The following is a 25,092-nucleotide window of genomic DNA, read 5'->3' as shown; positions in this document are numbered from 1 at the left end:
AGGGGAATACGCACCATGCTTGAAAGATACGGACATGGCGGTGACCTGCGAACGGCAGAGGAAAATTTCGGACGGCCAGCTGATCAATTTGTCGATTTCAGCTCCAATATGAATCCGTTAGGCCCGCCCCCCATTGTACATAGGGCACTGCTTTCTTATTCGCAGCAGATTGGCAAGTATCCTGACCCTGCGGTACGCGGATTACGGGCGAAGCTTGCGAAGCTGCACGGCATTGACGAGCAGTGCATTTTAATTGGAAATGGTGCGGCAGAGCTGATCGATCTGACCGTTCGTGCTGTAAATCCTATTATTACTAGCCTTGCGTTTCCATGTTTCAGCGAATATGGCGACGCCGTTCATAAAATTAGCAGCGGCATTGCCCCGATCATGCTGAAGCCGGAAAATGGCTTTGAGCTGACGGAAGAGGCGATCCAAAGCATGACGACCGAGATGGAAGAGCCTTTTTATATGCTGGGCTCCCCCAATAATCCGACGGGCCGGCTTGTTCAACCCGCACTGATCAGGAAGCTGCTGGCTGGCGGCGCTACGGTGGTCGTGGATGAAGCCTTCATGGATTTTGTGCCTGAAGAAGCGGATTATTCGCTGGTGAAGGAAGCTGCCAGCAATGACAGGCTGTATGTCATTCGTTCTATGACAAAATTTTATGCGATTCCTGGCATTCGGCTCGGGTATGTGATCAGTACGCCAGAGCGGATTGCAGCGCTGCGGATGCTGCAGGTTCCATGGAGCGTCAACTCGCTCGCGCAGCTCATTGGAGAGGGCGTATTGGAGGATGCGGAATATGCAGAAAAGACGCTCAAGTGGCTTGATGAAGAGCGGCCGTGGCTCATTTCGCAGCTGGAGGGGCTCGGCTTTTCCGTAACGCCAAGCGAAACCAACTATGTGCTCGTAAGGATGCCGTCGCTGCCTCATCTAACGGCTGCTGCTTTGCAGCAGGAAATGGGCAGCCGCGGCGTGCTTATTCGCGATGCCTCCCATTTTGTCGGGCTTGATGACCGGTACTGCCGCTTTGCCATTAAGCTGCGCAGTGATAACGAAAAGCTGCTGAAGGCGCTGGAAGAATGCCTGGATGATTTTAAAGAAGATAGTAGGGATCAAGCATGAGTAAGCAATCAGAAAACAAGGCCGGGCTGACGATCATGGTGCAGGGCACCGCTTCCGATGTTGGGAAAAGCTTGGTGACAGCCGCATTGTGCCGGATTTTTAGACAGGATGGTTATGCCGTCGCTCCCTTCAAATCACAAAATATGTCGCTTAATTCCTACGTTACCTGGGATGGCAAGGAAATAGGACGGGCACAGGGGATGCAGGCTGATGCTTGCGGCGTGCTGGCGACGACGGATATGAACCCAATTTTGCTTAAGCCGACGAAGGAGATGTCTTCACAGGTCGTCGTTCATGGGAAGCCGCTGCGGGATTTCAGCGCGCGTGAATATCGGGAGAGCTACTTGCCGCAGGCTGGCGTTATCGTGCGTGAAGCGCTCGCCCGTCTGCGCAGCAGTCATGATATTGTCGTGCTGGAAGGCGCGGGCAGCCCTGCGGAAATTAATTTGAAAGATCGCGACATTGTCAATATGCGCATGGCCGCTTGGGCTGATGCGCCCGTTATTCTTGTGGCTGATATCGACCGGGGCGGTGTTTTTGCTTCGATTGTCGGTACGCTTGAGCTGCTGGAACCGCACGAGCGCGAGCGCGTATGCGGCTTCGTTATTAATAAATTCCGCGGCGATGTGGGACTGCTGCAGCCCGGAGTCGATTGGCTGGAGGAGCGGACGGGCAAGCCAGTGCTTGGCGTATTGCCTTTTTTGCCGGGACTTGCACTGGAGGATGAGGATTCGCTGTCGCTGGACCGCAAGCTGGAAGAGCAAGTAAAACAGCGGCCGGATACACTTGATATTGTCGTGCTGCGTCTGCCGCGCATATCCAATTTTACCGATGCTGATCCGCTTTACTTTGAAGCGGATGTCTCGCTGCGTTTTGTGGATAGGCCTGAGCAATGGGGCACTCCTGATGCGGTTATTTTGCCAGGCAGCAAAAATACGGTTGAGGATTTGCTGTGGCTTCGCGAAATGGGCCTTGCCCAGCAAATTACCGCGTTCGCTGAGAAGGGCGGATATCTCGTTGGCATTTGCGGGGGCTATGAAATGCTTGGCACGATGCTGCTTGATCCAGCAGGTGTGGAATCTGAGCATAAGGAAACACCGGGCTTTGGCTTTTTTCCTTTTGACGTAAAGTTTGCTGGGGAGAAGAAAACGGTTCGTGTAGAGGGGCATGCCCGTGCTGCCGCAGCTTGGCTGACCGAACAGCTGCCCGTTGAAGGCTATGAAATTCATATGGGAGAAATTTTCCGGCATGGCGTGCTGCGCCAGCCGTTTGCCATTCGCAGCCAATTGGCTGGTATAGAACCGCTGCAAGATGGCGAGCTTGCCTATGAAGGCGAAGGGGCATGCTCGGCGGATGGCACGCTTTGGGGCACGTTTATTCATGGCATTTTACATAATGATGATTTGCGTCGGTCGTGGCTGAATGACATTCGTATAGCGCGCGGCTGGGAGCCGCTTGCGGCAGAGCTTCGGTTTCGTGAAAACCGCGAAGAGGCGTTTGATCGTCTTGCAGAGCATACACGCCAGCATTTGAATATGCCGCTCGTTTATAAGGTGCTTGCTGCGGGCGGGGAACGGGGTAGTTAGCTTAAGTTTCAGAACTAGTAGGATGGAATCTATAGACAAAGAGCGGAAAAGGGAGTGGGAGAGGTCATGGAGGAGCAAGCTGCGCAGCGTTTGGGAAAGAAAAAAAGCTGGATCATTGCAGGCATTATGCTGGCATTTCTTGCCTTTTGCGCGCTGCTGCTTTACGGAATGATTCAGTCGATGCAGCAAAAGGGCGGAGCGGCAAGCGACGGCACCCAGCAGCCTGTTAATTACAGCTATGCGGCTGTGGAAGCGGCCAATGGCTTCATGCTGCATGTTCTGAAAACCCGGCCAGCCAACGTAAAGCCTCAATTGGTGCAAAATAATGTGGCGCTAACGCCGTATTATGGCATCAATGGCGGATTTTTTTATGAAAATTCGCTGCTCAGCATTGCCGTGGTCAACAGCCTTGCAGTCAATGAAGAGCAGGGCGAATATGGCTCCGGCAGCGAAAATGCCAAATATGCCCGCGGTACGCTCGTTTGGGATGGCGTGAAGGATCAGCTAAGCGTCCAAATCGCGAGCAAAGCATCCAAGCTAAAAGTTCAGGATCATACACGCTTCTGGGCACAGGGCGGCATTAGCATGAGCATCGGAAATGATGCGGGCTGGCTGGCGCAGGCACAGCAGGAAAATGCTCCTTTTCCCGATGACGCGCGGTTAAGGTCTGCTGCGGTATACGATCAGCTGGGCAATATTTATTTGGTAGTCAGCAGCACGAAGGGAAGTTTGGCTGCTTTTCGCGAAGCTGTTATCGAAAAGATTGGCGATAACAAGCTTGCTGGCGGCATCTTTCTCGATGGTGACGGCTCCTCGCAGCTGCGCAGCGCGGAGGCGACGCTTCAAGGCGATAGCCGTCCCGTTGTGCAAATGCTGCGCATTATGAAATAAGACGGTTTATTGAGGAGAAAAAGATGAATCAACTTCCGATTGATGCGGTTTTGCCGAAGCTGCTTGAGGCGCTGGCTGCTGGAAGCGGCGCCGTGCTGGTCGCCGAGCCAGGAGCCGGAAAGACGACGCGCGTGCCGCTTGCCCTGCTGAATGAGGCCTGGCTGGACGGCCGTAAAATTATGATGCTGGAGCCGCGAAGGCTTGCAGCCCGCTCTGCCGCCAAATATATGGCGGAGATGCTTGGAGAACAGGTAGGCGACACGGTCGGCTACCGCGTTCGTCTGGATACGAGGGTGAGCGCTCGGACCCGCATTGAAGTGGTGACGGAAGGCGTGCTGACCCGCATGCTTCAGGAAGATCCGGCTTTGCTGGACGTTGGCGTTATTGTGTTTGACGAGTTTCATGAGCGCCATTTGCATGGCGATCTTGGGCTCGCGCTTAGTCTGCAGTCGCAGGCGCTGCTGCGCAGTGATCTGAGGCTGCTGGTGATGTCGGCGACGCTTGCAGCAGGCCCTGTTGCAGAACTGCTCGGCGGAGCGCCGATCATTGAGAGCGCCGGAAGAGTATTTCCGGTACAGACGATCTATCGTTCCTCCAAAGTGGAAGGGCGCATCGAGCCGAGTGTTGCAAGTACGATCTTGCAGGCGCTTTCGGCAAATGAAGGGAATATGCTCGTCTTTCTGCCAGGCGTTGGCGAAATTCGGCGCGTTGCCTCTCTGCTGGCAAGAGAGGAGCGGATGAAGGGCGTAAAGGTGGCGGAGCTTTATGGCACGATGCCGCTGGAAGCGCAGGATCAGGCGATTGCGCCATCCGCTGCTGGCGAGCGCAAAGTTGTGCTGGCAACGGCAATTGCCGAATCCAGCTTGACGGTCGAAGGCGTGCGTATCGTCGTCGATGCAGGCCTGATGCGGGTGTCGCGGTTTTCACCGCGCACGGGCATGACGCGGCTGGAGACGGCTCTGGTGTCTGGGGCGTCAGCCGACCAGCGCCGGGGGCGCGCCGGAAGGCTTGCTCCTGGCGTCTGCTACCGGCTGTGGACGGAGCAGGAGCAAATGCATTTGCAGCCCTTCAGCCAGCCGGAAATGCTGGAGGCCGATCTTGCGCCGCTCGCGCTGGAGCTTGCGGTATGGGGCATCCAGCAGCCGGAGGAGCTCGGCTGGCTGGACCCGCCGCCGATCGGCGCGTATCAGCAGGCGCTGCAGCTGCTTGAGCTGCTGCAGGCTGTTGATTCATTAGGCCGGCCTACGGAGTCGGGCCGGCGAATGGCGAGGCTCGGGCTTCATCCGAGGCTCGGGTATATGCTGCTCCGCGCGCAGCAGTATGGCGCGGTGGAGCGTGCTTGCGAGCTGGCCGCGCTGCTTAGCGAGCGCGACCTGCTGCCGCAGCAGCGCAGCGCGGATGTGCAGCTGCGGCTGGATGCTCTGCACCGTGGCGCCGGTGCTGAGGTGGATCGCGGCGCCGTGCAGCGAATTCGCTCGCAGGCGCAGCAATGGAGCCGGCTGCTGGCTAGCGCAGCAGCCGGCGAAGCAGGAGCGGCCGCGCGCGGAGCAGCGGCTGCCGTGGCGGGCCAGCAGGACGCCGCGATGTCCTGCGGCGCGCTGCTGGCGCTCGCTTATCCCGATCGCATTGCGCAGCGGCGCAGCGATGGCAGGTATTTGCTGGCGAACGGCCGCGGCGCGGCGTTGCCGGAAGCCCAGCCCTTGTCGCGTGCAGCCTACCTTGTTGCGGCGGAGCTTGACGACGCCGGAACGGAAAGCCGTATCCGGCTGGCGGCTGAACTGACAGAGAGCGAGCTGGCATCGGCAGCTCGCGAGCAAATTCGGCAGGAGCGCGTCGTCGAGTGGGACGCGTCCGCCCAAGCGGTAAGGGCGCGTGAGCGCGTCCGGCTTGGCGCACTCCTATTGCAGGAAAAACCGCTGCCGAAGCCGGAAGCCGAGCTCGTCGCTGCGGCGCTGGCACAGGGAGTGCAGCAGGAAGGCTTGGCCTTGCTGCCGATGTCGAAGCAGGCAGCCCAGTTACTCGCCCGTATGCGGCTGATGAGGCACTATGACAGCAGCTGGCCGGATGTATCTGATGAGGGACTGCTGTCCACATCGTCACTCGCCGAATGGCTGCTGCCGCATATTCAAGGGATGAAGAGCAAAGCCGATCTGCAGCGCCTCAGCATGCAGCAGCTTCTGGAAGGCATGCTCACCTGGACCCAGCGGCAGGAGCTGGACAAGCAGGTTCCGACGCATATAACGGTGCCAAGCGGCTCGCGCATTCCGGTCGATTACAATGACCCGGAAGCGCCGTTCATCGCCGTCCGGCTTCAGGAGCTGTTCGGCATGAAGGACACGCCTCTGCTCGCAGGCGGCAAACTGCCGCTAACGCTCCAGCTGCTTTCCCCTTCGCAGCGTCCGGTTCAAGTGACGCGCGATTTGGGCAGCTTTTGGAGCCACGCTTATTTTGAAGTGAAGAAGGATTTAAAAGGACGCTATCCGAAGCATTATTGGCCGGATGACCCTTACGCGGCACAGCCGACGAATCGGGTCAAGCCGCGCAAGTAGCATGCAGGATTCATAACAATAGCAACAAGGAAAAGAGGGCTAGAAAATGTCGATGCAGCTTTTTATTTTATTTATACTCGCGATTAACTGCTGGACGTTTACGCTCATGTATCTCGACAAGCAGAGCGCCCGCCGCCAGCAAAGGCGCATCCCGGAGAAACGGCTGTTTACTTTGAGCGCTTTCGGAGGCGCGATTGGCGCCTATGCCGGAATGCGGGCATGGCGCCACAAGACGAAGCATCGCTCCTTCGTTATTGGCATACCGCTGCTTGTGATGTTGAATTTGCTTCTATTTGCAGCGGTATTCCACTATGTGCTTGACATCTCGATTTTTAAATAGCGCAACGGGCGCAGCTAGCTTTTTCAAAAATATAGGAAAGGATATGATTTTGTTATCCTTTCTCTATATTTCTCGGACTGAAACGCGCCGCGCCGCCAGAGGACGGCTTTCGGCCGTTTCACCTTGAAATATAGGAAAGCATGATTTCGCCATCCTTTCTCTATATTTCTCGGACTGAAACGCGCCGCGCCGCCAGAGGACGGCTTTCGGCCGTTTCACCTTGATTGGAAATAAGAAGTTGATTCCCGCTATTCTCCTATGGTATATTGACAGTTCGTTTTCCCACTATATTCTTAGGAGGTAACTGGCTGATATGACGGTTCAAAGTGCCTATCAAGAAGAGCAAGAGCGTTTAGCGCGCTCGCTTGAAGAAATACAATCACAGCTAAGCGCAATAGGCCCGCGCTACACAGGCGATGATTTTACGGAGCAAATGCTCGATTTGCAGCGAGAGGAACGGAAGCGGGGGCTGGAAATTGCTTTCCGCGAGCCGTATTTTGGACGAATTGATTTTCAGGAGCTGCCGGGTGACGCTAAGCAGGCGCTCTATATTGGCAAGGCAGGTGTAGCTAGAGAGGGCGGCAAGGAGCTAATCGTTATTGACTGGCGTGCGCCAATTGCCAGCTTGTTTTATTCTTTTACAGGCGGTGACGCGGCGGTTACCTATGATTCTCCTGATGGCGAAATCGAAGGTATCGTCTATTTAAAACGCAATCTGATGGTTCGCCAGGGCGAGCTTGTAAGGATGGTAGACAGCTTCACGCGTGGTCAGGAAGAAGAAGCGGTCACCGACGAGTTTTTGCTCTATCGACTGGGTGAAAATAAAGACAATCGGCTCAGAGATATCGTCTCGACGATCCAGCAGGAGCAGGATGCGATCATTCGTTCAGGACGGAGCAAGGCGCTGTTTATTCAGGGCGTGGCGGGAAGCGGCAAGACGACGGTAGCGCTGCACCGGCTCGCTTTTTTGCTCTATCAATATGCCGATCGGATGCGGGCGGAGCGTATGGTTATTTTTGCGCCTAACCGCATGTTTCTCGAATATATTTCCGGCGTGCTGCCAGAGCTGGGCGTAGGCGATATTCAGCAAACGACGTTTGCCGACTGGGCGCTGGATCTACTGGAGCTTGAAGTGCGAATGGATGATAAAACCGATACACTAGAATATTGGTTTGAGCATTATCGCAGCGCGGAGGAAATTGCAGAGGCGCCGGGACGCTTGAAAGGCTCGCTTGATTTTAAGCAGGCGATTGATGAGCGGCTCGAGCAGCTTGAACAAAGCATCGTGCCTTTGCAGCCATTTGAGCCTGTAGACAAGCTGGTGCTTATGCCGGAGCAAATGCTTGAATGGTATCGCACCGATTATGGCGAGGAGCCGCTGATGCGCAAGCGCGAGCGATTCGTCAGCCGGATTCGCCGATGGCTGGAATCCGAGCTGAAAATGCGCGGCATTCATGATAAAAAAGTTCGGGCCAAGGCGTTAACCCGCTTAAATGCATTAGCGAAAAAAATTCCGGCCTACACCGCGCCGAAGCTATATGCGTCTTTCTTCCAAGGCAAGCAGGCGATGGGCCTGGTGCCAAAAGCAATAGCGGCAGCAACGGCTGCCCGCCTGAAAGCGGGAACGATTGCGCCGGAGGATTTGGCGCCGCTCGCCTATATTCATTTGCGCCTGTTTGGGCTGCAAACAACGTCTTATGACCATATCGTCATTGACGAGGCGCAGGATTATTCGCCGTTCCAGCTGGAAGCGCTGCGTCTATGCCAGCAAACGCCGTCATTGACCGTACTGGGCGACCTGCAGCAGGGCATCCACGCCTATGCAGGCATTCATAGCTGGCAGGAGCTTACGGCGCTGTATGACGAAGAACAGACCGGATTTTTTGAGCTCAACCGCAGCTACCGCTCTACGATGGAAATTATCGCTTTCGCCAATCGGATTCTTGGTGCAATGGGGGCGGGCGTCAAGGCGGCAGTGCCTGTATTCCGGAGCGGAGATGCCGTGGAGCTTGCGCCAGCACAGCCAAGCGAGTGGATGGACATGCTGGAGCAAACGGTTCGGGAATGGCAGGCAGACGGCAGCTATCAGACGATCGCGGTAATTGGAAGAACGACGGAGGAATGTGCCATTATCCATGCGGCTTTGAATGCTGCGGGGGTAGAAGCTTCGCTCGTAGAACGGGGACAGCCTGAATACAGCGGCGGCTTGTCCGTCGTGCCCGCTTACTTGTCCAAAGGGCTGGAATTTGATGCGGTGCTCATTGCTGATGCCGGTGAGCTTGCTTATACCGATCAGGACGCCAAGCTGCTATATGTTGGTTGTACGAGAGCGCTTCATAAGCTAAAATTAGTTTATCAAGGCTCGTTTACCACGTTAGTAGCGGATGTTGCGGAAGGCGTGCAAGAATTATGACAGTATTAAGGCTTTTTCCGCAAATTCTTGACTTTAGCAGGCCTTGTAACTAAAATTGCTACAAGATGTATATACCTGTATTTTTTGAGGAGGACTAGAGCGGTAGTGACGAAAACAAAGAAAAAAGGTTCAAGCAGCAATCAGCAGCAAAGGCAGCAGCCGAAGAAAAATTCGAGCAGCTCGCTTATTTTTTTGACGATCGGTATTTTGGCGGTAATCGTCGTCATCGTACTCGGCATTAACAACCAGAACAAGCCGTTTGAATTTGACTATGCCGCGATGCCTGTGCAGGGCAGTGTAGATGCACCTGTCAAAATCGTTGAATTTGGCGATTACAAGTGTCCGGTTTGCCGTGATTTTTCGCAACAAATCAAACCTCAGCTGGAGAAAGATTACATTGAAACAGGTAAAGCCTCCTTTTATTTTGCGAACTATTCGTTTATCGGCAAAGATTCCGTGACAGCTGCACTCGCGGCGGAAGCGGTCTATCAGCAAAATAATGACGCCTTCTGGACTTATAACCAAGCGATTTATGATAATCAACAGAATGAAAATATCGAATGGGCAACGCCGGAACATTTGGTGCAGCTTGCAAAGGATGCCAAACTTCCAATCGATTTTGATTTGCTGAAAAGCGACATCGAGAATAAAACCTATCAAAAGCAGGTAGACCGCGATAACTCGCTCGTTCGTCCGCTTAATATCGGAGGAACGCCGACCGTCTTTGTTAATGGCAAGGCGGTTTCAAGTCTCGATTACGCAACGATCAAATCAACAATCGAGGCAGCTCTAAAATAAGGGGCCTTGATTAAAAAGGAGCCCGGTCAAAAATGACAACGCCACCCTATGAATCGTGGTTGAAACGTTATGCTTTATATTTCGCCTGGATCGTTACATTAGTAGCAACAGGCGGCAGCTTGTATTTTAGTGAAATTAAAGGGTTTATACCTTGTGATTTATGCTGGTATCAGCGCATCTTCATGTATCCGCAGGTCATTATTTTAGGTATTGCGACGTATCGCGGGGACCGGAATATCATTAAATACTTACTGCCGATTAATATAATCGGGCTTGCGATTTCCATTTTCCATAACTTCGAGATTTGGTTTCCGAAGGTAGGCGAGCTGGTGCCCTGCCGCTCCGGTATCCCGTGCAATTTTGACTATTTGAACTGGTTTGGCTTTCTGACGATTCCGATGATGGCCATGATCGCTTTTGTGCTTGTTATCGTGTTTCTGCTGCTGGCTCGCCAAAGCAATGAAGACGAAGAAGCAAACGAAAACTAACGCTATTCCGAAGCAAAGCCCCGAGGCGGAAGTCGCCATGCGGGGCTTTGCTTTTGCATATTGGGGATGCAGCATAAAGTGACAAGGCAGTGAACAAACGCCTATGGTTTGCTTCCCCTAATGTCTAATCCCTTAGTAATCGGCTAGCGAATGAAGGAAAAATGGGTTATCTTAAAAGTAGCAGGTGTGAAAGTATAAAGAGAGTAGGGAACACCATGATTGAAGTGGAGCAGCAGCTATATAAAGAAGCAGAGCAGTTCATCTTTACCTGTTATGCCGAGCTTGGCAAAAGTGAAGCGGAGGCTGAGCATCGTCTGGATGAAATCCGCTCTGAAGTTGAGCGTACAGGTTATTATGAGCATACATATGAAGAGCTCCAGCATGGGGCGAAAATGGCGTGGCGCAACAGCAATCGCTGTATTGGCCGTCTTTTTTGGCATACGATGGAGGTGTTTGACGCCCGTCAGCTCCACGAGGAAGACGATATCGCAGAGGCAATCTTTTCGCATATAAGCTATGCGACGAATGGAGGCAAAGTCCGCCCGGCGATTACGATTTTTGCAGCGAAGCAGGAGAAGAACCAAATCAGGCTGTGGAACCATCAGCTTGTTCGTTATGCGGGCTATGAGGATGGAAGCGGTGGTGTCATTGGCGATCCTGCATCGCTCTCATTTACGAAGGCTTGCGAGGCATTGGGCTGGAAAGGTGCGGGAACCAGATTCGATGTGCTGCCGCTTGTAATTCAGAAGCAGGGAGAAGAACCGAAGCTGTACGAGCTTCCGGAAGGGCTGGCGCTGGAAATTCCACTGTCGCACCCGGAGCTGGAGTCGTTTGCAGAGCTGGGTCTTCGTTGGTATGCGGTACCTTTCATTGCAGATATGCAGCTGGAAATCGGCGGTATTTCTTACACAGCAGCGCCATTTAATGGCTGGTATATGGGCACGGAAATCGGGGCGCGCAATTTGGCAGATACGGACCGTTACAATCAGCTGCCCATCGTAGCCAGGTTAATGGGACTGGATATGACGACGAATACGTCCCTATGGAAAGATCGGGCGTTAGTAGAGCTGAACACGGCTGTCATTCATTCGTTCAAAAAGCATGGCGCCAGCATCGTCGACCATCATACGGCTGCCGAGCAGTTCACTCGCTTCGAGAAGCAGGAGAAGCAGCAGGGACGTGCGGTTACCGGCCGCTGGTCATGGCTTATACCGCCGATGTCTCCAGCAACGACAGCGGTATGGCATCGGAGCTATGAGGATACGGAATTAAAGCCAGCTTATTTATATCAGGAAAAGGCGTATACAAGCGGAGGGTCATAAACGTGGATTTTATAATGGAATATTTATCCTTTTTCGTCATTGTTACCGAGGGAGAGGACAGCAGCTCCTCCAAGCGATACAAGCATTATCAGACGCTGGAGGAAGAGGACTATGAAGATAGTGAGATTAAGCGATTTTTGGACGGGGAATTTGCCCGCATCGTCAAACGCAAAGTAGAGCGCAACCCGAATTCGGAAAATGCGCCGACTAAAATCGGACGGTTCATGGTCGAGCCTGGCTATGAGCTGGGCAGCAATCAGAACTATAATTTGTTCCAGCGGCTGCGTGATGCGGACAACAAGGAGCGTTACATAGGCATTGCTGACGAGCTGGTGCATATTTATATGGATACGAGCGCGGTGCGCGGCGGTGCTTTTATTATTGCAAGAGCGAAGCTGAACACTTATTTTGATGAGCCCTTTTTATTCCTTTTAAAATGTGACTTTGAGCCGAAAATCGCCCGTATTTCCGATGAGCGCAATTTGATCTCTCAGGTGGAAATGGCGATTAGCGCCCGCAGTATCAAATCGATTCAATATCCGCATATGCCCGAGGAGGGGATACTTGAGCATTGGGAGCTGAAAATTCATCAGGCATCGCATGCCCGATACTTTGAAGATTTTCTGAAATATGTATCCTATGAGAAGCCGCTGCCGGAAGTGATGAGCGACCAACTGCTAGACATGGTGCAGCAATATATGGATGACAAGTGGGAGGGCGTGACGGAGAGCACCGAACGCCACGAGGAAGAAAATGCAATTGAAGTATGGGCCCACAGCGAGAAACGCGATATTCATGAATACTGGTCACAGGAGCAGGTGACATTGGCATCGTCAGCGCTTGTGGAGCAAAAGCCGGATTTGCCATTTACGTTCAAGCTGGACAGCGTAACGGTCAAGGGCCTTCTGGCCGAATTCGGTACAGCGCTGCATTTTGCCAAGCATAATGGCCGTTATGTTGTCGTCATTGAAGGGGATTCATTCCAGTTTGATAAAGGGATGTCGCCAATCGAGCTGCTGCAGCCGCCGGATTTGGTGGAGCTGCTGCCTGATATCGGGACGCACAAGCAAGAGAGCAGCGCCATTGAGGATTTGCAGCGTTATGCAGATGATCTGGCGAATGACCCGAATTACGAAGGCGAATAACAGCTGTAGTTGTATGTGCAAGCTATTTGGAACGCAATAAGGAATAAAAAGGAGGAGCAAGGATGGAAAAGCTGCTGTTTATTGAAATCGGCATGGGCTGCGACCTGCATGGTCAAGACGTTACGAAAGCGGCGGTACGGGCTGTGCAAAATGCGATTTATCGCAATTCGATGCCGGGTCTGCTTGAAATTTTGCCTGGCGGAACGCTGGATGCGATGAAGGTCAGAGTGCGCCTTGCTGTTCCATGCGACAAGGATCTGCTGGATATCGAGCAAGTGAAAGCGGTGCTTCCTTATGGAGCGGTGACCGTGGAGCTTGTGGACGGCGGCATGCTGACTACAAGCGGCATTGTGCTGCCGGATAAGGCGGATCGCAATGATTTGATTTATATTGTCAATGCTTCGGTCGAGGTAGGATATTAGGCAGTTTGCAAGCCAAAGGAACCAAAAGGACGCTAACGATAGTTGTTAGCGTCCTTTTGGTTATCATTGTTTAGAGAATAATGCGTTTAAATGGTAGCGATTGCATTGCAGCATTGAACTTCTAAAGCCGAACAATGTTATTGAACATATAGATTAATATGTCTCGTGCTAGTTCTTTTGTAGCTAATAAAATATGTTCTCGATGTTTGGTTTCATCAGCTTCATTTCTCATTATAGAATACTTAGCTGTGAAATTAACAATTTTGTTGAAGGTAGCACTCTTGAATGTTTGCTGTTGATATGCAATTAGTTGGGATAAGCTAGGGTAAATATCGAGCGGTGTACCGGTATCATGCAATAAAGCGTTAAGAATACATTTTTCAGCTATTAACCGTATTTCTATACGGCTTTCACTTTGTTCTACTCGATTTAGCTCAAAGGATAATGCCTTGAAGAGATCAATAAAATTATCTATATTTGTTTGGGTAAACGGAACAACCAAATAATGTTCCTGCTTCATAAAGCGAAATTTTGAGCGGCTATAAATGATGCGCAGATCTCGCTGTTGATTAATGCCTTCCCCATCAACGGCTTGCGTTAATTTTACAGCAAGTCCCTTATATGTTTCAAGAGCAGGCAGTACATAATATTCATGATTGAAGGGAAGCCAATCACGATCCTCCACATCAATATATTCCCAGCGGATAATTTCAGAGAAAAGATAGTTATTCGCCGAACCTACTAGTTCTATCCCATAAGCTTGTGTGTCTAGGAGATGCAGTGCCGTCTGATAATTATAAAAATCATTCTCATTGTAAGAGTAAACTCTTAATTTTTGAATGGGTTTGAAGGAAATAATATTTTGATCTTCCGAATCTAATGGAAAACATAATTGGTTCCTAAGAAGCACGACCTCTGTCCCGAAAAAAGCCTCCCTAATGACAGACTCTAGCTTGATAAACAGCAAAGGCGCTGTCGACTCATTTTGATGATAATTACTATAGTGACCGTAATTATCATCATGGATATAACAGTCAGATAAGGCTGCCAATATATTGAGATAGTCCTCACTGAATGAAATGGAATGACCAAACCTTACATGATAAAGGAACATTTTCGCTGCATTAGTTGATTGTAAGAAGAGTTTGAGATTCGATTTCAAAGAACTTTGCTTCCTGCGAATATATTGTGATGGATAAATGGCAGATCCGCCAGCCATATAATGCAAAATATCTATATAAGATGATTTAAATTCCGCATAGGTTAAATCTCCTCCTATTAGAGAAAAAATAACTTCACTGTATTTTTCGAAAAAAAGGTGAATGGAACTTTCTGTATCATATATACTAATAAACCAAGGTTCAAGCTTATTTTTCGCTAAATGTAACCAATGATACATTCTTTTTGTTAATATAATATAAATTAATTCTGAAGGTAAGTTGGCAAGTTTTTCTGTAATCAATTCTTTGAGTTTTTCTGAGTTAATGTCTAAACAATGTAAAAGTGTGTTGAGGTAAGGTTCTAGTTGGCTTATATTCCGATCTCTCTCATTTTCCAATTGAGCATAAGCTTGTTCGATGATTGTAAATAGCTCGGAGTTTAGTTCGTTATAGGGCTTAAACATAGCAGCTTGATCAAAGGATTTATTTACGAGAAATTGTTGATATTGACGAACAGCAGCTTCGAGCATTCGATAGACGGTATCTACAAGCTGGTCATGCTTTTCTACCAAGAATGTATTTCTATCTATATTTAAGTATTCCCGTGTATCTTTGAAGGCAAAATCAATCTTTAATTCGTCTGTGTGAAATATCATTTTGGCAAGTTTTCTGGCTAAAGGCAGATCAGTAACTTTAATTGATTTATAACTAATTTTAATTGATGAACCATTGTTGGGAGTTTCTGTTATAAATGAAGTGGGATAAAACCAAAGCGTATGATGGTTTTTTTTATCGTATACAACTATTTGCAACCTACTTGCATCAGTAAGTAAGCTTTCTACAGAACCTAATCCGGATATTTTTGTGTAATACAATTCGTTGTTACTATCATTTTTATTATCACTTAGTGTTACATAACTATGGCCCTTGAACGGAAGCTCAAAAAAGTTTGAATAAACGGGAATTTGAAAAAAAGATAGCTTATTATCTTCTTCTACAATTTCTAGTTGCTTAGCGTGCATGATGTAATCACGAACGACTGCTTCCATGTATTGGATTGTATAATCTTTTGGTTCAGCATTGAAAGATTCAAATGACAAGCTTGGTATATAGCTATCCTGCAGCAAATCTTGCTCATTGTTGATCTTAATGATAATCCGCGCACCGCGATTCAAAGCTTTCCCTCTGCCTTCAGCAGTATAATCCCACTTATCACTGGAAACATATCCACCTTTTTTGCCTGATTGAATAATAATTTCACGACCTAGCTCCTGATCCAACTCGGAGCGTGTTTGAATAACAATTTGATCAGTTACCTGAAAAACAGAATGAAGACCAATTCCAAAATTTCCAGTTGGTTGAAGCCATTGTGGCATGTTTTTCGTCTCTTTAATATAAGCACTATTTTTATCGGTTTTTTTTCCTACTTTCAAAATGCGGTTTTCAAAGTCTTTAACAGAAATCCCTGTACCATTGTCCTCAATGACCACAAAAAGCTCCTTATTTTCATTTCGGCTTGTCTGTGCAGTTCCTTGCATTAAGTTATTAAAAAGTTTTAATCCAATATGTTCTATAAGCTGTTCAGCCCCGTTATTTTTTTTAGCGGTATCATAAAAGAAAATTTTCACTTGATAGGCTGCCAAAGTTTCTTCTGCAAAATGATACGAGAAATTTCCATTGTGACTACTCAAGTTAAAATTACGGCTAAAATCTCTCCATAATTGCCTCTTTAAAGAGTCAAGTGAATTTTGAACTAGCTCTCGTAAAAAGATAAAGCGGTCATTATAGATATGTCTGCCGATAATAATATCGAATGCTTTCTCAGGTGGAAACTCCAGTTTCAGATCCTTGTCTTCGAATGGAAGCTCGCTGTTGCGACGCTTCACTTGATATTTAAATTTTGGCACAGTGCCAGATAGATCATTTGGAACAATTTCATACCAATGTTGTCTTAAATTATCTATTTCGTGTTCAATCCATCTCATCCATCTCAATGCTTCAAGCCGAACGTTAGTGTCCTCGCTAACTGAAACAACCTCTATAAGCTCTGGAGTGATGAGAAGTTCCTCAACCGAATTATGTTTGTCATAGTGGGTACGACTAATTTCATTAAGACTAATTCCAGTAGAATTAATAGCTAGTTCATCAAAGCGGTTGTTGTCCATATCCATTAAATCACCGATGCGAAGCATAACAGCAATAAAACGTGGGTGAATCATATCGCCCAAACTGCTGCTTTGTTTATAAGGTAAGTTATTTAAAAGATCAAGAAATTCGTCATTATGTGAAGAACAAATGATGGAAAGCAAACGCACAATGCGTTTAGGAATAAATTGACCTGCATCTACGAAAATATCCAAATCCTTTAGATTTTTTCTGATTCGTTCCGCACCTTTCTCGCCATGGGATCTTCTGAAATATTCTGCATAAACGATACGAACATGCTCAACCAAATCAAGGATATATTCATGGTGGTTTAAATGGGATTGATTAATACCAGCATAGAATTGCTTCACAAACGCAGCAGAATCATCTATTTCAGCAAAATCCTCTAAAAATGAAACGAACTCCTTTGTCATCCAAGCTTGGCGAATTTCACTATTTGTCAAATACATTCCAATGTCATGTAAATAAGCTGCTAATAGAATAAGAAAAGTATCTGATGCTGAAAGGGATTCAATACGTTCCTCCCCAAGCAAAAGTTCTATGGAGCTAACGATACAAGCGCTATGTGAAACACCGTGTTTGCTAAAATGAGGAAAATGCAATTTTACACTTTCCAATACTTCGCATATTTGATGTTTATTGAATTGATATGCCTCAAGCAGAATTTGGTAGTTTTGATCATTGATGCAATGTGCTTTCAGATGACGTTCTAGCGTATATCGTGTTTTAAGCAACAACTTCAGCCCTCTCACATAAAAGTATAATATGATATTATGTTACATGATTATCCAAAATTCGTCATTCCTTATTGTAATTTTCTTTGTAATGATTTTCGCCGTTCATGGAAACAATAGGGCATAGTCCAAAATGGCAGAGGAGATTCGGCATGATTTGGAAGCTGACGGTATTTGTAATTTTGCTTATTTTAACTGCTTTTTTTGTGGCGACTGAATTTGCTGTCGTTCGTTTGCGGGCAAGCCGGGTGCATCAGATGGTAGCGGAAGGCGCGAAAAACGCGGCTGCGGTAGAAAAGGTCATTACCAATTTGGACGGCTATTTGTCGGCCTGCCAGCTAGGGATTACGATAACTGCGCTCGGGCTCGGCTGGCTTGGCGAGCCGACGATTCATGAGGTGCTGCATCCGCTGCTGCATCATTGGGGCATCGTGGGTGATTTTGCCGATGTGCTGTCCTTTATCGTTTCCTTTAGTCTTGTGACCTACCTGCACGTCGTGCTTGGCGAGCTTGCGCCGAAGACGCTGGCCATTATTAAGTCTGAGCAAATTAGCCAGTTTACAGCACCGCTCATCATTTGGTTTTATCGGCTTTTTTTTCCGTTCATCTGGCTGCTGAATGGATCAGCAAATGGGCTGGTGCGATTAGTCGGCTTCAAGCCGGCTACGGAGCATGAGGCGCATTCGGAGGAGGAAATCCGGCTTATAATGTCCGAAAGCTACGAAAGCGGCAAAATCAATAAAAGTGAGCTTAGCTATGTGAATCGGATTTTTGAATTCGACGAGCGGCTGGCGAGGGAAATTATGGTGCCGCGCACCGATATGGTGTGTCTTTACAGCGATAAGCCGCATGATGAAAATGTCGCGACCATCAAACGCGAGCAATATACGCGATTTCCAGTGGCGCAGGGGAGCAAGGATAATATTATCGGCGTTATTAATACGAAGCAGTTTTTTATGCATTATGTGGATCAGAAGACGACCGAGGTAAGCTCGCTCATGCAGCCGGTCATGTTTATGCCGGAGGTTATGCCAATTAAAAAGCTGCTGCGAACGATGCAAACGGAACGTGTGCATATGTCGATTTTGCTCGATGAATATGGCGGGACATCGGGGCTGATTACGATTGAAGATATTATCGAGGAGATCGTAGGCGAAATTCGCGATGAATTTGATGCGGATGAAGTGAAGGAAATCGACCAGCTAGGGGAGGGGAGGTTCATGGTAAATGGCAATGCGCTCATTAGCGAGGTGAATACAGCGACGGGAAGCCATTTAGAAAGTGAGGAGGTGGATTCCATAGGCGGCTGGCTGTTTAATCGTATGCCCGACCTCCCTGTAGGGGAGGCATGGACATTTGCGGAGCTTACATTCATCATTCGCGAGAAAGAGACGCATCGCATTCGCAAAATCGAAATTATCGTCTCCAGCTCGTTATGAGAACCAGCCTGCAACGACGTTATACAAGCTTTCCAGCCGGGTGAGCAGTTTGTTCGTTTTTCGCCCATGCTGCATCAGGTTTATAGCCCAGTCCCAGTCCACGAGAAAATGAATGACGGTCACGACAATGATCATGAAAACGATGGCGAACGTAATAATAAAGGCGGCTTGCAGCCGAAAATAAAGCAGCAGCCGCTGCGCCAGCTTGAGCATCGCATTTTCATCCGAATGGCCAGCAAGCTTGCCTACCTGTTTCCCTAGGAGGAACAAGACGAAGGCGATGCTGATTTCCAGCAGCCCGGCTATCGTTCCGAGGCCAAATTGCAGCAGGCTGGCGAAGGTTTGAAACAAGCCGAATAACATCGTTAGAGCAGCCGTTATTTTTACCCAAAACGCGAGCTTTTTCCATGTGCTGCTTAATTGAGCGGTAATATCCGGTTGCATAATCGCTTCGCTCTCGGTGGGCGCAAGCAGGTTGCCTTCTCTTTTATGGAGTGGGCTATTTGGCATGTTTTCTTGCTGATTCAATGGTGCAGGCTCCCTTCTTGGCATAAGTTGCAAATATCACACCACTAATACGGAAGGCCCTGAGGGCAAGTTGCAAAAACCAAGCTTTCGCTGTCGAAAATCTGGGACTTGCTGAGCAAGACTTAGAGGGAGTCATGTGTTACAATAATAGAGTTTATTTCAGATTGGAAATTAGAGATTAGGATGCAGGAGGCAGGAGAATGGTGGATTTATTAAATGCGATTCTGATGGGAATCGTGGAAGGTTTGACGGAGTTTCTACCTGTATCATCGACAGGGCATCTCATTTTACTCGCGGATTTACTTAACTTTACAGGAGACCGTGCGAAAACCTTTGAGGTCGTCATTCAATTTGGAGCGGTGCTTGCCGTACTGGTGCTTTATCGCAAAAGGTTCTTGAAGCTATTGAACTTCAACTTCTCCAAATCATCCGGGATGAACGTGCTGCATATTGCGCTTGCTATGCTTCCGGCAGGTCTAATCGGTGTCGTATTTCATGGATTTATTAAAGAATATTTGTTTAGTACAACAACGGTATTGGTAGGGCTCGTCGCAGGAGGTATTCTCATGATCTTCGCTGACCGCATTAAGCGGAAAGTAACGGCTGAAGAATTGGATGACCTGTCGTACAAGCAGGCCCTTGCGATTGGCTGCTTCCAGGTGCTGGCGCTATGGCCGGGCTTCTCGCGTTCCGGTTCGACGATATCGGGGGGCATGTTTTTCGGGGCAAGCCAGAAGGCTGCTGCAGAATTTACGTTTATCGTATCGGTGCCGATGATGGCGGGAGCAAGCGGTATTGATCTGATTAAAAGCCGTGAATTTCTGACCATGGCGGATATGCCGTTATTTTTGATTGGTTTCATTTCAGCGTTTATCGTAGCCCTTATTGCTGTCGTTACCTTTATTAATTTAATCAAAAAGCTGCGTTTATCTTGGTTCGCCTACTACCGCTTTGCGCTCGCCATCGTGTTTGCTTTTATTATTTTGTAGTCGGTGCCACGACAAAGCAGCAGCTTAAATCAATAGGAGACTCTCTTCGGCCTTTGGAGGCTGAAGGGAGTCCTTTTTTATGGTTTCGCGGCAAGCGTCTGCGTAAAGCTGAAGGATCGTTAAAACGCCCATCCAGCTCCTCCTAGCTGGCGCACGTTCTAACGGGGGGCGGCGCCATGCCAGAATAGTTCTACAAGCTCACGCGCCGTTTGTTTGAGTGAAGTTTCATCATTGACAACTTTTTTACGGTTGCGGATGCTCAGCATAGCGGTATAGGCATTGGCAAGCAGCAGCGGGTTGCCTGGAACCAGCTCTTTTTTATCCATCGCCTCTTGAAAAATGTCAGCGAGCAGCTCATGGAGCCGTGATTCTCCGGCACGAATTGTTAACGTTTGCTCCTCTGTGAGGCCTGAAGCCGCTTCGCGCATCATCGTTTCAAAGTCGACATGGGCGTTCGCCATATGCCGTTCAGCGACAATAAGCAATCGGTCCTTAAGCTCTCCGGGACCGGTAATGATTTTACGCGTTTGCTGATAAGCTATATTTAAGACGAATAAAATCGCCTCGGTAAAAAGCACGGCTTTATTATTGAAATAGTAGTAGACGCTAGCCTTGGTAACGCCGGATGCTTTGGCAACGCCGTCGAGCGATACTTTCTCGAAGCCAAGCTCCATAAATTGATACGATGCCGTAAATAAAATTTTGTCCATCGTTTGAGCGGTGCTGCTGCCTTTTGGACGGCCAGGTTTGCGCTTTTCTTGTTCATCTACCATGTCGTGACCCTCCATGTTCATGTAATTGTAATAAAAGCAGTTGATTAATTAACCTTCGAGTATATATAATTAATTTAGGCTTCAAAATCTATTTTAAACGAAATGGCTGAAGATGTGAAACGGAGGATGGGAATAATGCTGGGAAAATTAGGCAGTGCGGTTGCGGGTCGCCGTACACGCTGGATCACCGTAATCGTATGGATCGTGCTTGCAGGGGCTTTAACGATGTGGCTTCCTGCTGTTGGTGGGCAAGAGAAAAATAATGCGCCCAATCTGGAAACAGACAGCCCGTCTGTGCTTGCAGATCAATTAATAAAGGATAAATTCCCGAATGGGGCTGGTGTTCCCGCCTTGCTCGTATGGCATAGGGATGCCGGGCTTTCGGAAGAGGATTATGCACTCATTCAGAAAACATCGCAGCTCCTCAGCGAGCAGCCGCTGCCAGAACAAGGGGAGCTTTTGCCGCTGCATCAAATGCCAGCTCCTGCGCTTGCAAAACTGGCATCGGAAGACGGCGGCACGCTTGTTCAACCGATTACATTTGCAGAAAATGCGGATACGGAAATTTTGCGCAGCAATTTGGAGAAAATGCAAGAGCTTGTTAAAGAAGCGGCAGGCGGCACGAGCCCGTTTGACGCGCCAACAACTGGTGTTGACGCGCTGAGTGCAAGAATCAGCGGTCCCGTGGGCATTCAGGTGGACGCATCGGCATTATTCAAAGGAGCAGATGTATCGCTGCTGATTGCTACGGTGCTGATTGTACTTATTCTATTACTGCTAATTTATCGTTCACCGATTTTAGCAGTCGTTCCGATTGTAGGTGTAGGGTTCGCTTATTTGGTTACGAGCCCCATTCTCGGCTGGCTCGCATCAGAGGGCTGGATTACAGTAGATGCCCAAGCCATTTCGATTATGACGGTGCTGTTGTTTGGTGCAGGTACAGACTACTGCCTGTTCTTTATTGCACATTTCCGCCAAGAGCTGGAGCGGGAAGACAATAAGATGACGGCGCTCAAAATCGCCTTCCGTGATGCATCAGGAGCGATTGCGATGAGCGGCTTCACGGTCGTTCTGTCCTTGCTGGCGCTGCTTGCCGCCAAATATGGTGCTTACCAGCGTTTTGCTATCCCATTCAGCTTGTCTATTTTCATTATGGGCATTGCCAGTCTGACACTTGTGCCTGCGCTATTGTCCATTATGGGAAGAGCTTCATTTTTCCCGTTCATTCCTCGCACCGAGGGTATGCAGCAGCAGCGGGCAGAGAAGCGCAGCAAGCCATTTCGTCCGCGCCGCCAAGGCAGCAAGCTAGGCACAGCAGTAGGAAGCCTTGTCGTGGCGAAGCCTTGGACCGTTGTTATCGTGAGCGTTATTTTTCTCGGTGCGCTGGCTGGTTTTGCTCCACAGGTTAAGTTTACGTATGATTTATTGTCTTCCTTTCCGAAAGATATGCCGTCGCGTGAAGGCTTTGATACGATTTCTACAGCTTTCACACCAGGCCAATTGGCTCCTATAACCGTGGCGGCTCAAACCGAGGGAAAACCAGTAGAGCTTGTTGCCAGCCTTTCGGATATGGATCTCGTTGATTCCGTATCGGAGCCGGTTCAAAGTGAAGCGGATCCCCATTTGCAATCCGTTCAGGTAACGCTAAACATTAATCCTTACTCGCAGGATGCCATGGATCTGGTTCCGCTTCTTCGCGGAGCAGCGGAGGAAGCGCTGGACAAAGCAGGCGTGCAGAGCGCGGCAGCCAAAGTATGGGTAGGCGGACAGACAGCAACGCAGCATGATTCGCAGCTGTTGACCGATCGGGACAATAAAGTCATTATCCCACTCGTCATTGGGATGATTTTAGTGCTGCTCATCGTATATTTGCGCTCCATCGTTGCAGCCCTTTATTTAATTGCCACCGTATTATTGTCATTTGGTTCTGCTATAGGCCTCGGCTGGATTATTTTGCATTACGGGATGGGTGCAGAAGCGATTCAAGGAGCGATTCCGCTGTACGCCTTCGTATTCCTTATTGCCCTAGGAGAGGACTATAACATTTTTATGATTTCGAGCATTTGGAAGAAAAAAGCGAAAATGCCGCTCAAGCAAGCCATTCGCGAAGGTGTCGCAGAGACTGGCGGCGTCATTACGTCCGCAGGGTTGATCCTTGCTGCTACGTTCGCGGTTCTAGCGACGCTGCCTATTCAGGTATTGGTGCAGTTCGGCGTCATTACAGCGATTGGTGTGCTGATGGATACGTTTATCGTAAGACCGTTCCTCGTTCCAGCCATTACGACGCTGCTTGGCAAAAGAGCCTTCTGGCCGGCTAGGGCAGAGCTGGTGGGAGAAGAACAAAGCAAGTCTGGCAAGCAAAGACAAATCGTATAAATCGCAGTATTATTTGCAGCTGCAAAGCGCCTTTCTGTCTGGTCGGCATGACCAGGAGAGAAAGGCGTTTTTTATTGTGCTGCTAATGATATGTACAGGTATGAAAATTCCACGGGACAAGCTTCCGTTCTGGGCGCACAGGAATAAAATGAGGGGAAACGAAAAGCGCAAAGGAGGTTCACCAAAATGAGAAAGAGGTTCCTTCGTCTAATTTTTATGGTAGTCCTGTTTATTGGAATAAGCCTCTGGAGTTCCGCATCGCTGTCCGTGTCCGCAGCAGATGTGTGTACACCTGCAAATAATGAGCAGCAAACGAATACTGCCGCCTCATCGCCAACCGACTCCACCTGTAGTGAACATGCTGGTCATGAGGCTCCTGATCCGGCTGCAACCGCTCCCGGGGATCAGTTAACCGATGAGCAGATCGGGTGGCTGCTTACAGGTGTCATTGCTTTATTTCTCATAATCGTCGTCATATGGCGCCAGCATGCCTTCAAGTCGAAGCGTTAGCTGCCAAGGGAGTGGCGCAGTTCAATGATAGGGCTGCATCGTTATGCCGCAGACGCGAACAATAGCCATCGTGCGTTTTAGCTATCTGCGGCCTCATGTTTTATTTTTCTATAAAATGATGGACAAGCTTAATGATAAGACGAAATGCAACCGTTTGGAGGCATCTGCCGTATAAGTAGTGCTCTGTGCAAGACAGGCGGAAAGGAAGAGATTAAACATGGCCATTCGTTCAGGAAAAAGCATACTTTTAATCATTGGAATGTTATTATTAGGAGGATGCTCGTTATTTGAGGAAGCCAAGCAGACGGTCAATTCCGTATCAAACTCGGCTGAATATGTGACGGGAGCAGCAACGTACATGCAGACGCTGACAAGCTTCAGCGAGCAGGCGACGCAGCTTGCGGAGCAAGCCGTAAACGATGCGGGTGCACGCGCCGATTATAAAGAACAGCTGGTAGCTGTGCAGGAGTCCATCAAGCAGTTTGGCGAGCTGCACGCGCCGGATTTTGCCAAGGACGTCCATCAGTCAGTGGTCGATTATAATTTGAAGCTGCAGGAGAGCATTGACACGGTGCTGAAGCAGATCGAAGACGGCAAAGCATTGATTGACGCAACGGAAATTCCAAATACGATTAACAAAATCAACGAGCTGTTAAATCAAGTGAATCAACTTCAGCAGCTGGTGTCGTAACGGTAAAGAGAGGAAGAATGGAAGATGAAAGTAAACATTTTGCACGCAAGCATGACGAACTCCAAGGAATCCGGTTTCGTAGGCAAGGTTCATTTTGAAGTAGAGGGCCAGACGAACCAATACGAAATTACCCTTCACAGCCGCAAGGCGACAGAGTGGGGCTACGGTTTGTTTTTTCTGAATGAATCGGGCAAGGAAGAAGATCTTCTAGCAGTTGAGGATGAACTGGAAGAGGATGATGAGCTGTTTGATTCCCTCGTGAAGGCGGCTTGGGAAACGCTTGAGAAGAAATAAACCACTTCGTTGACAAATAGAGCTGGCGTCAGCCTGGACATGCTGTCCGTGCTTGCGCTGGCTCTATTTGCATCTTGGCTGAAGGCATAAACGCACTTGTCGATCATACAATCTAATGTTATCATTAAGATTACAATTTAATAGGAAGGGAATAAGTGTCAGCAGGCGTGCAAGGCGCCCAAGTTGACTTAATAGGGAAGTCGGTGAGAGACCGGCGCGGACCCGCCACTGTATGAAGCGTCCTAACGCTTCAAAGCCAGGAGACCTGCTTATTTCAACAACACTGTAAACCTACGTGGATATTAGGAGGGTGTTAGAGATTGGATGGCCCTTCGCTGTCTGCGTTTAACAAG

Annotated in this window: 20 protein-coding genes and 1 riboswitch; of the genes, 17 read left to right on the top strand and 3 right to left on the bottom strand. The window is 48.9% G+C overall.

Annotation, left to right across the window (positions count from 1 at the left end; genetic code table 11):
- The first annotated feature begins 15 nt into the window (after positions 1 to 15).
- The 11 genes from ABEW34_RS28530 to ABEW34_RS28480 all read left to right on the top strand — a co-directional run bounded on the left by ABEW34_RS28530 (position 16) and on the right by ABEW34_RS28480 (position 13,079).
- Positions 16 to 1,125 (top strand): pyridoxal phosphate-dependent aminotransferase, encoded by a 1,110-nt coding sequence (locus tag ABEW34_RS28530; protein ID WP_430164139.1) that lies wholly within the window; start codon positions 16 to 18, stop codon positions 1,123 to 1,125.
- Complete coding sequence (locus ABEW34_RS28525; protein ID WP_430164136.1) at positions 1,122 to 2,711, top strand: cobyric acid synthase; 1,590 nt, start codon at positions 1,122 to 1,124, stop codon at positions 2,709 to 2,711. The genes ABEW34_RS28530 and ABEW34_RS28525 overlap by 4 nt, the downstream gene beginning before the upstream one ends.
- A gap of 66 nt (positions 2,712 to 2,777) precedes the next feature.
- Positions 2,778 to 3,602, top strand: a complete 825-nt coding sequence (locus tag ABEW34_RS28520) for a hypothetical protein (protein WP_430164133.1) — start codon at positions 2,778 to 2,780, stop codon at positions 3,600 to 3,602.
- Positions 3,603 to 3,625: 23 nt separating this feature from the next.
- Positions 3,626 to 6,151: an ATP-dependent helicase HrpB gene (hrpB, locus tag ABEW34_RS28515; RefSeq protein WP_430164130.1), complete on the top strand. Its 2,526-nt coding sequence runs from the start codon at positions 3,626 to 3,628 to the stop codon at positions 6,149 to 6,151.
- Between the two features lie 46 nt (positions 6,152 to 6,197).
- Entirely contained in the window at positions 6,198 to 6,491 is a 294-nt protein-coding gene (locus ABEW34_RS28510) for a DUF1294 domain-containing protein (protein WP_430164127.1), read from the top strand.
- 313 nt (positions 6,492 to 6,804) lie between these two features.
- Entirely contained in the window at positions 6,805 to 8,904 is a 2,100-nt protein-coding gene (locus ABEW34_RS28505) for a HelD family protein (protein ID WP_430164124.1), read from the top strand.
- Between the two features lie 105 nt (positions 8,905 to 9,009).
- Entirely contained in the window at positions 9,010 to 9,702 is a 693-nt protein-coding gene (locus tag ABEW34_RS28500; protein WP_430164121.1) for a DsbA family protein, read from the top strand.
- 32 nt (positions 9,703 to 9,734) lie between these two features.
- Positions 9,735 to 10,190 (top strand): disulfide oxidoreductase, encoded by a 456-nt coding sequence (locus tag ABEW34_RS28495; protein ID WP_430164118.1) that lies wholly within the window; start codon positions 9,735 to 9,737, stop codon positions 10,188 to 10,190.
- 215 nt (positions 10,191 to 10,405) lie between these two features.
- Positions 10,406 to 11,512 (top strand): nitric oxide synthase oxygenase, encoded by a 1,107-nt coding sequence (locus ABEW34_RS28490; RefSeq protein WP_430164115.1) that lies wholly within the window; start codon positions 10,406 to 10,408, stop codon positions 11,510 to 11,512.
- 2 nt (positions 11,513 to 11,514) lie between these two features.
- Positions 11,515 to 12,657 (top strand): DUF3900 domain-containing protein, encoded by a 1,143-nt coding sequence (locus ABEW34_RS28485; RefSeq protein WP_430164112.1) that lies wholly within the window; start codon positions 11,515 to 11,517, stop codon positions 12,655 to 12,657.
- Positions 12,658 to 12,719: 62 nt separating this feature from the next.
- Positions 12,720 to 13,079: a Lin0512 family protein gene (locus ABEW34_RS28480; protein WP_430164110.1), complete on the top strand. Its 360-nt coding sequence runs from the start codon at positions 12,720 to 12,722 to the stop codon at positions 13,077 to 13,079.
- A gap of 121 nt (positions 13,080 to 13,200) precedes the next feature.
- On the opposite strand, the gene ABEW34_RS28475 is transcribed toward ABEW34_RS28480, so the two are convergent.
- The gene (locus tag ABEW34_RS28475) at positions 13,201 to 17,142 is read right to left on the bottom strand and encodes an HD domain-containing protein (protein WP_430164108.1); all 3,942 of its coding nucleotides are present in this window, start codon (positions 17,140 to 17,142) and stop codon (positions 13,201 to 13,203) included.
- 149 nt (positions 17,143 to 17,291) lie between these two features.
- Between ABEW34_RS28475 and ABEW34_RS28470 the strand changes: the two genes are divergently transcribed.
- Entirely contained in the window at positions 17,292 to 18,578 is a 1,287-nt protein-coding gene (locus tag ABEW34_RS28470) for a hemolysin family protein (protein ID WP_430164105.1), read from the top strand.
- On the opposite strand, the gene ABEW34_RS28465 is transcribed toward ABEW34_RS28470, so the two are convergent.
- Positions 18,573 to 19,106 (bottom strand): hypothetical protein, encoded by a 534-nt coding sequence (locus ABEW34_RS28465; RefSeq protein ID WP_430164103.1) that lies wholly within the window; start codon positions 19,104 to 19,106, stop codon positions 18,573 to 18,575. The genes ABEW34_RS28470 and ABEW34_RS28465 overlap by 6 nt on opposite strands.
- A gap of 200 nt (positions 19,107 to 19,306) precedes the next feature.
- On the opposite strand from ABEW34_RS28465, the gene ABEW34_RS28460 reads away from it, so the two are divergent.
- Positions 19,307 to 20,095, top strand: a complete 789-nt coding sequence (locus ABEW34_RS28460) for an undecaprenyl-diphosphate phosphatase (protein ID WP_430164100.1) — start codon at positions 19,307 to 19,309, stop codon at positions 20,093 to 20,095.
- A 158-nt stretch (positions 20,096 to 20,253) separates the two neighbouring features.
- On the opposite strand, the gene ABEW34_RS28455 is transcribed toward ABEW34_RS28460, so the two are convergent.
- Positions 20,254 to 20,868 (bottom strand): TetR/AcrR family transcriptional regulator, encoded by a 615-nt coding sequence (locus ABEW34_RS28455; protein ID WP_430164098.1) that lies wholly within the window; start codon positions 20,866 to 20,868, stop codon positions 20,254 to 20,256.
- Between the two features lie 135 nt (positions 20,869 to 21,003).
- On the opposite strand from ABEW34_RS28455, the gene ABEW34_RS28450 reads away from it, so the two are divergent.
- The 4 genes from ABEW34_RS28450 (at position 21,004) to ABEW34_RS28435 (ending at position 24,739) form a co-directional block, all read left to right on the top strand.
- The gene (locus tag ABEW34_RS28450) at positions 21,004 to 23,244 is read left to right on the top strand and encodes an MMPL family transporter (RefSeq protein ID WP_430164095.1); all 2,241 of its coding nucleotides are present in this window, start codon (positions 21,004 to 21,006) and stop codon (positions 23,242 to 23,244) included.
- A 186-nt stretch (positions 23,245 to 23,430) separates the two neighbouring features.
- Positions 23,431 to 23,754 (top strand): hypothetical protein, encoded by a 324-nt coding sequence (locus ABEW34_RS28445; RefSeq protein ID WP_430164092.1) that lies wholly within the window; start codon positions 23,431 to 23,433, stop codon positions 23,752 to 23,754.
- 217 nt (positions 23,755 to 23,971) lie between these two features.
- Positions 23,972 to 24,445: a DUF6376 family protein gene (locus ABEW34_RS28440; RefSeq protein WP_430164089.1), complete on the top strand. Its 474-nt coding sequence runs from the start codon at positions 23,972 to 23,974 to the stop codon at positions 24,443 to 24,445.
- Between the two features lie 24 nt (positions 24,446 to 24,469).
- Positions 24,470 to 24,739, top strand: a complete 270-nt coding sequence (locus ABEW34_RS28435; protein ID WP_430164086.1) for a hypothetical protein — start codon at positions 24,470 to 24,472, stop codon at positions 24,737 to 24,739.
- Between the two features lie 136 nt (positions 24,740 to 24,875).
- Positions 24,876 to 25,026: riboswitch (cobalamin riboswitch) on the top strand.
- Positions 25,027 to 25,092: the final 66 nt, after the last annotated feature.

Source organism: Paenibacillus algorifonticola (assembly GCF_050481745.1).
Lineage (GTDB): Bacteria > Bacillota > Bacilli > Paenibacillales > Paenibacillaceae > Pristimantibacillus > Pristimantibacillus algorifonticola_A.
Note: the sequence above shows the minus strand (reverse complement) of the source record. Positions and strands in the feature narration are given on the sequence as shown.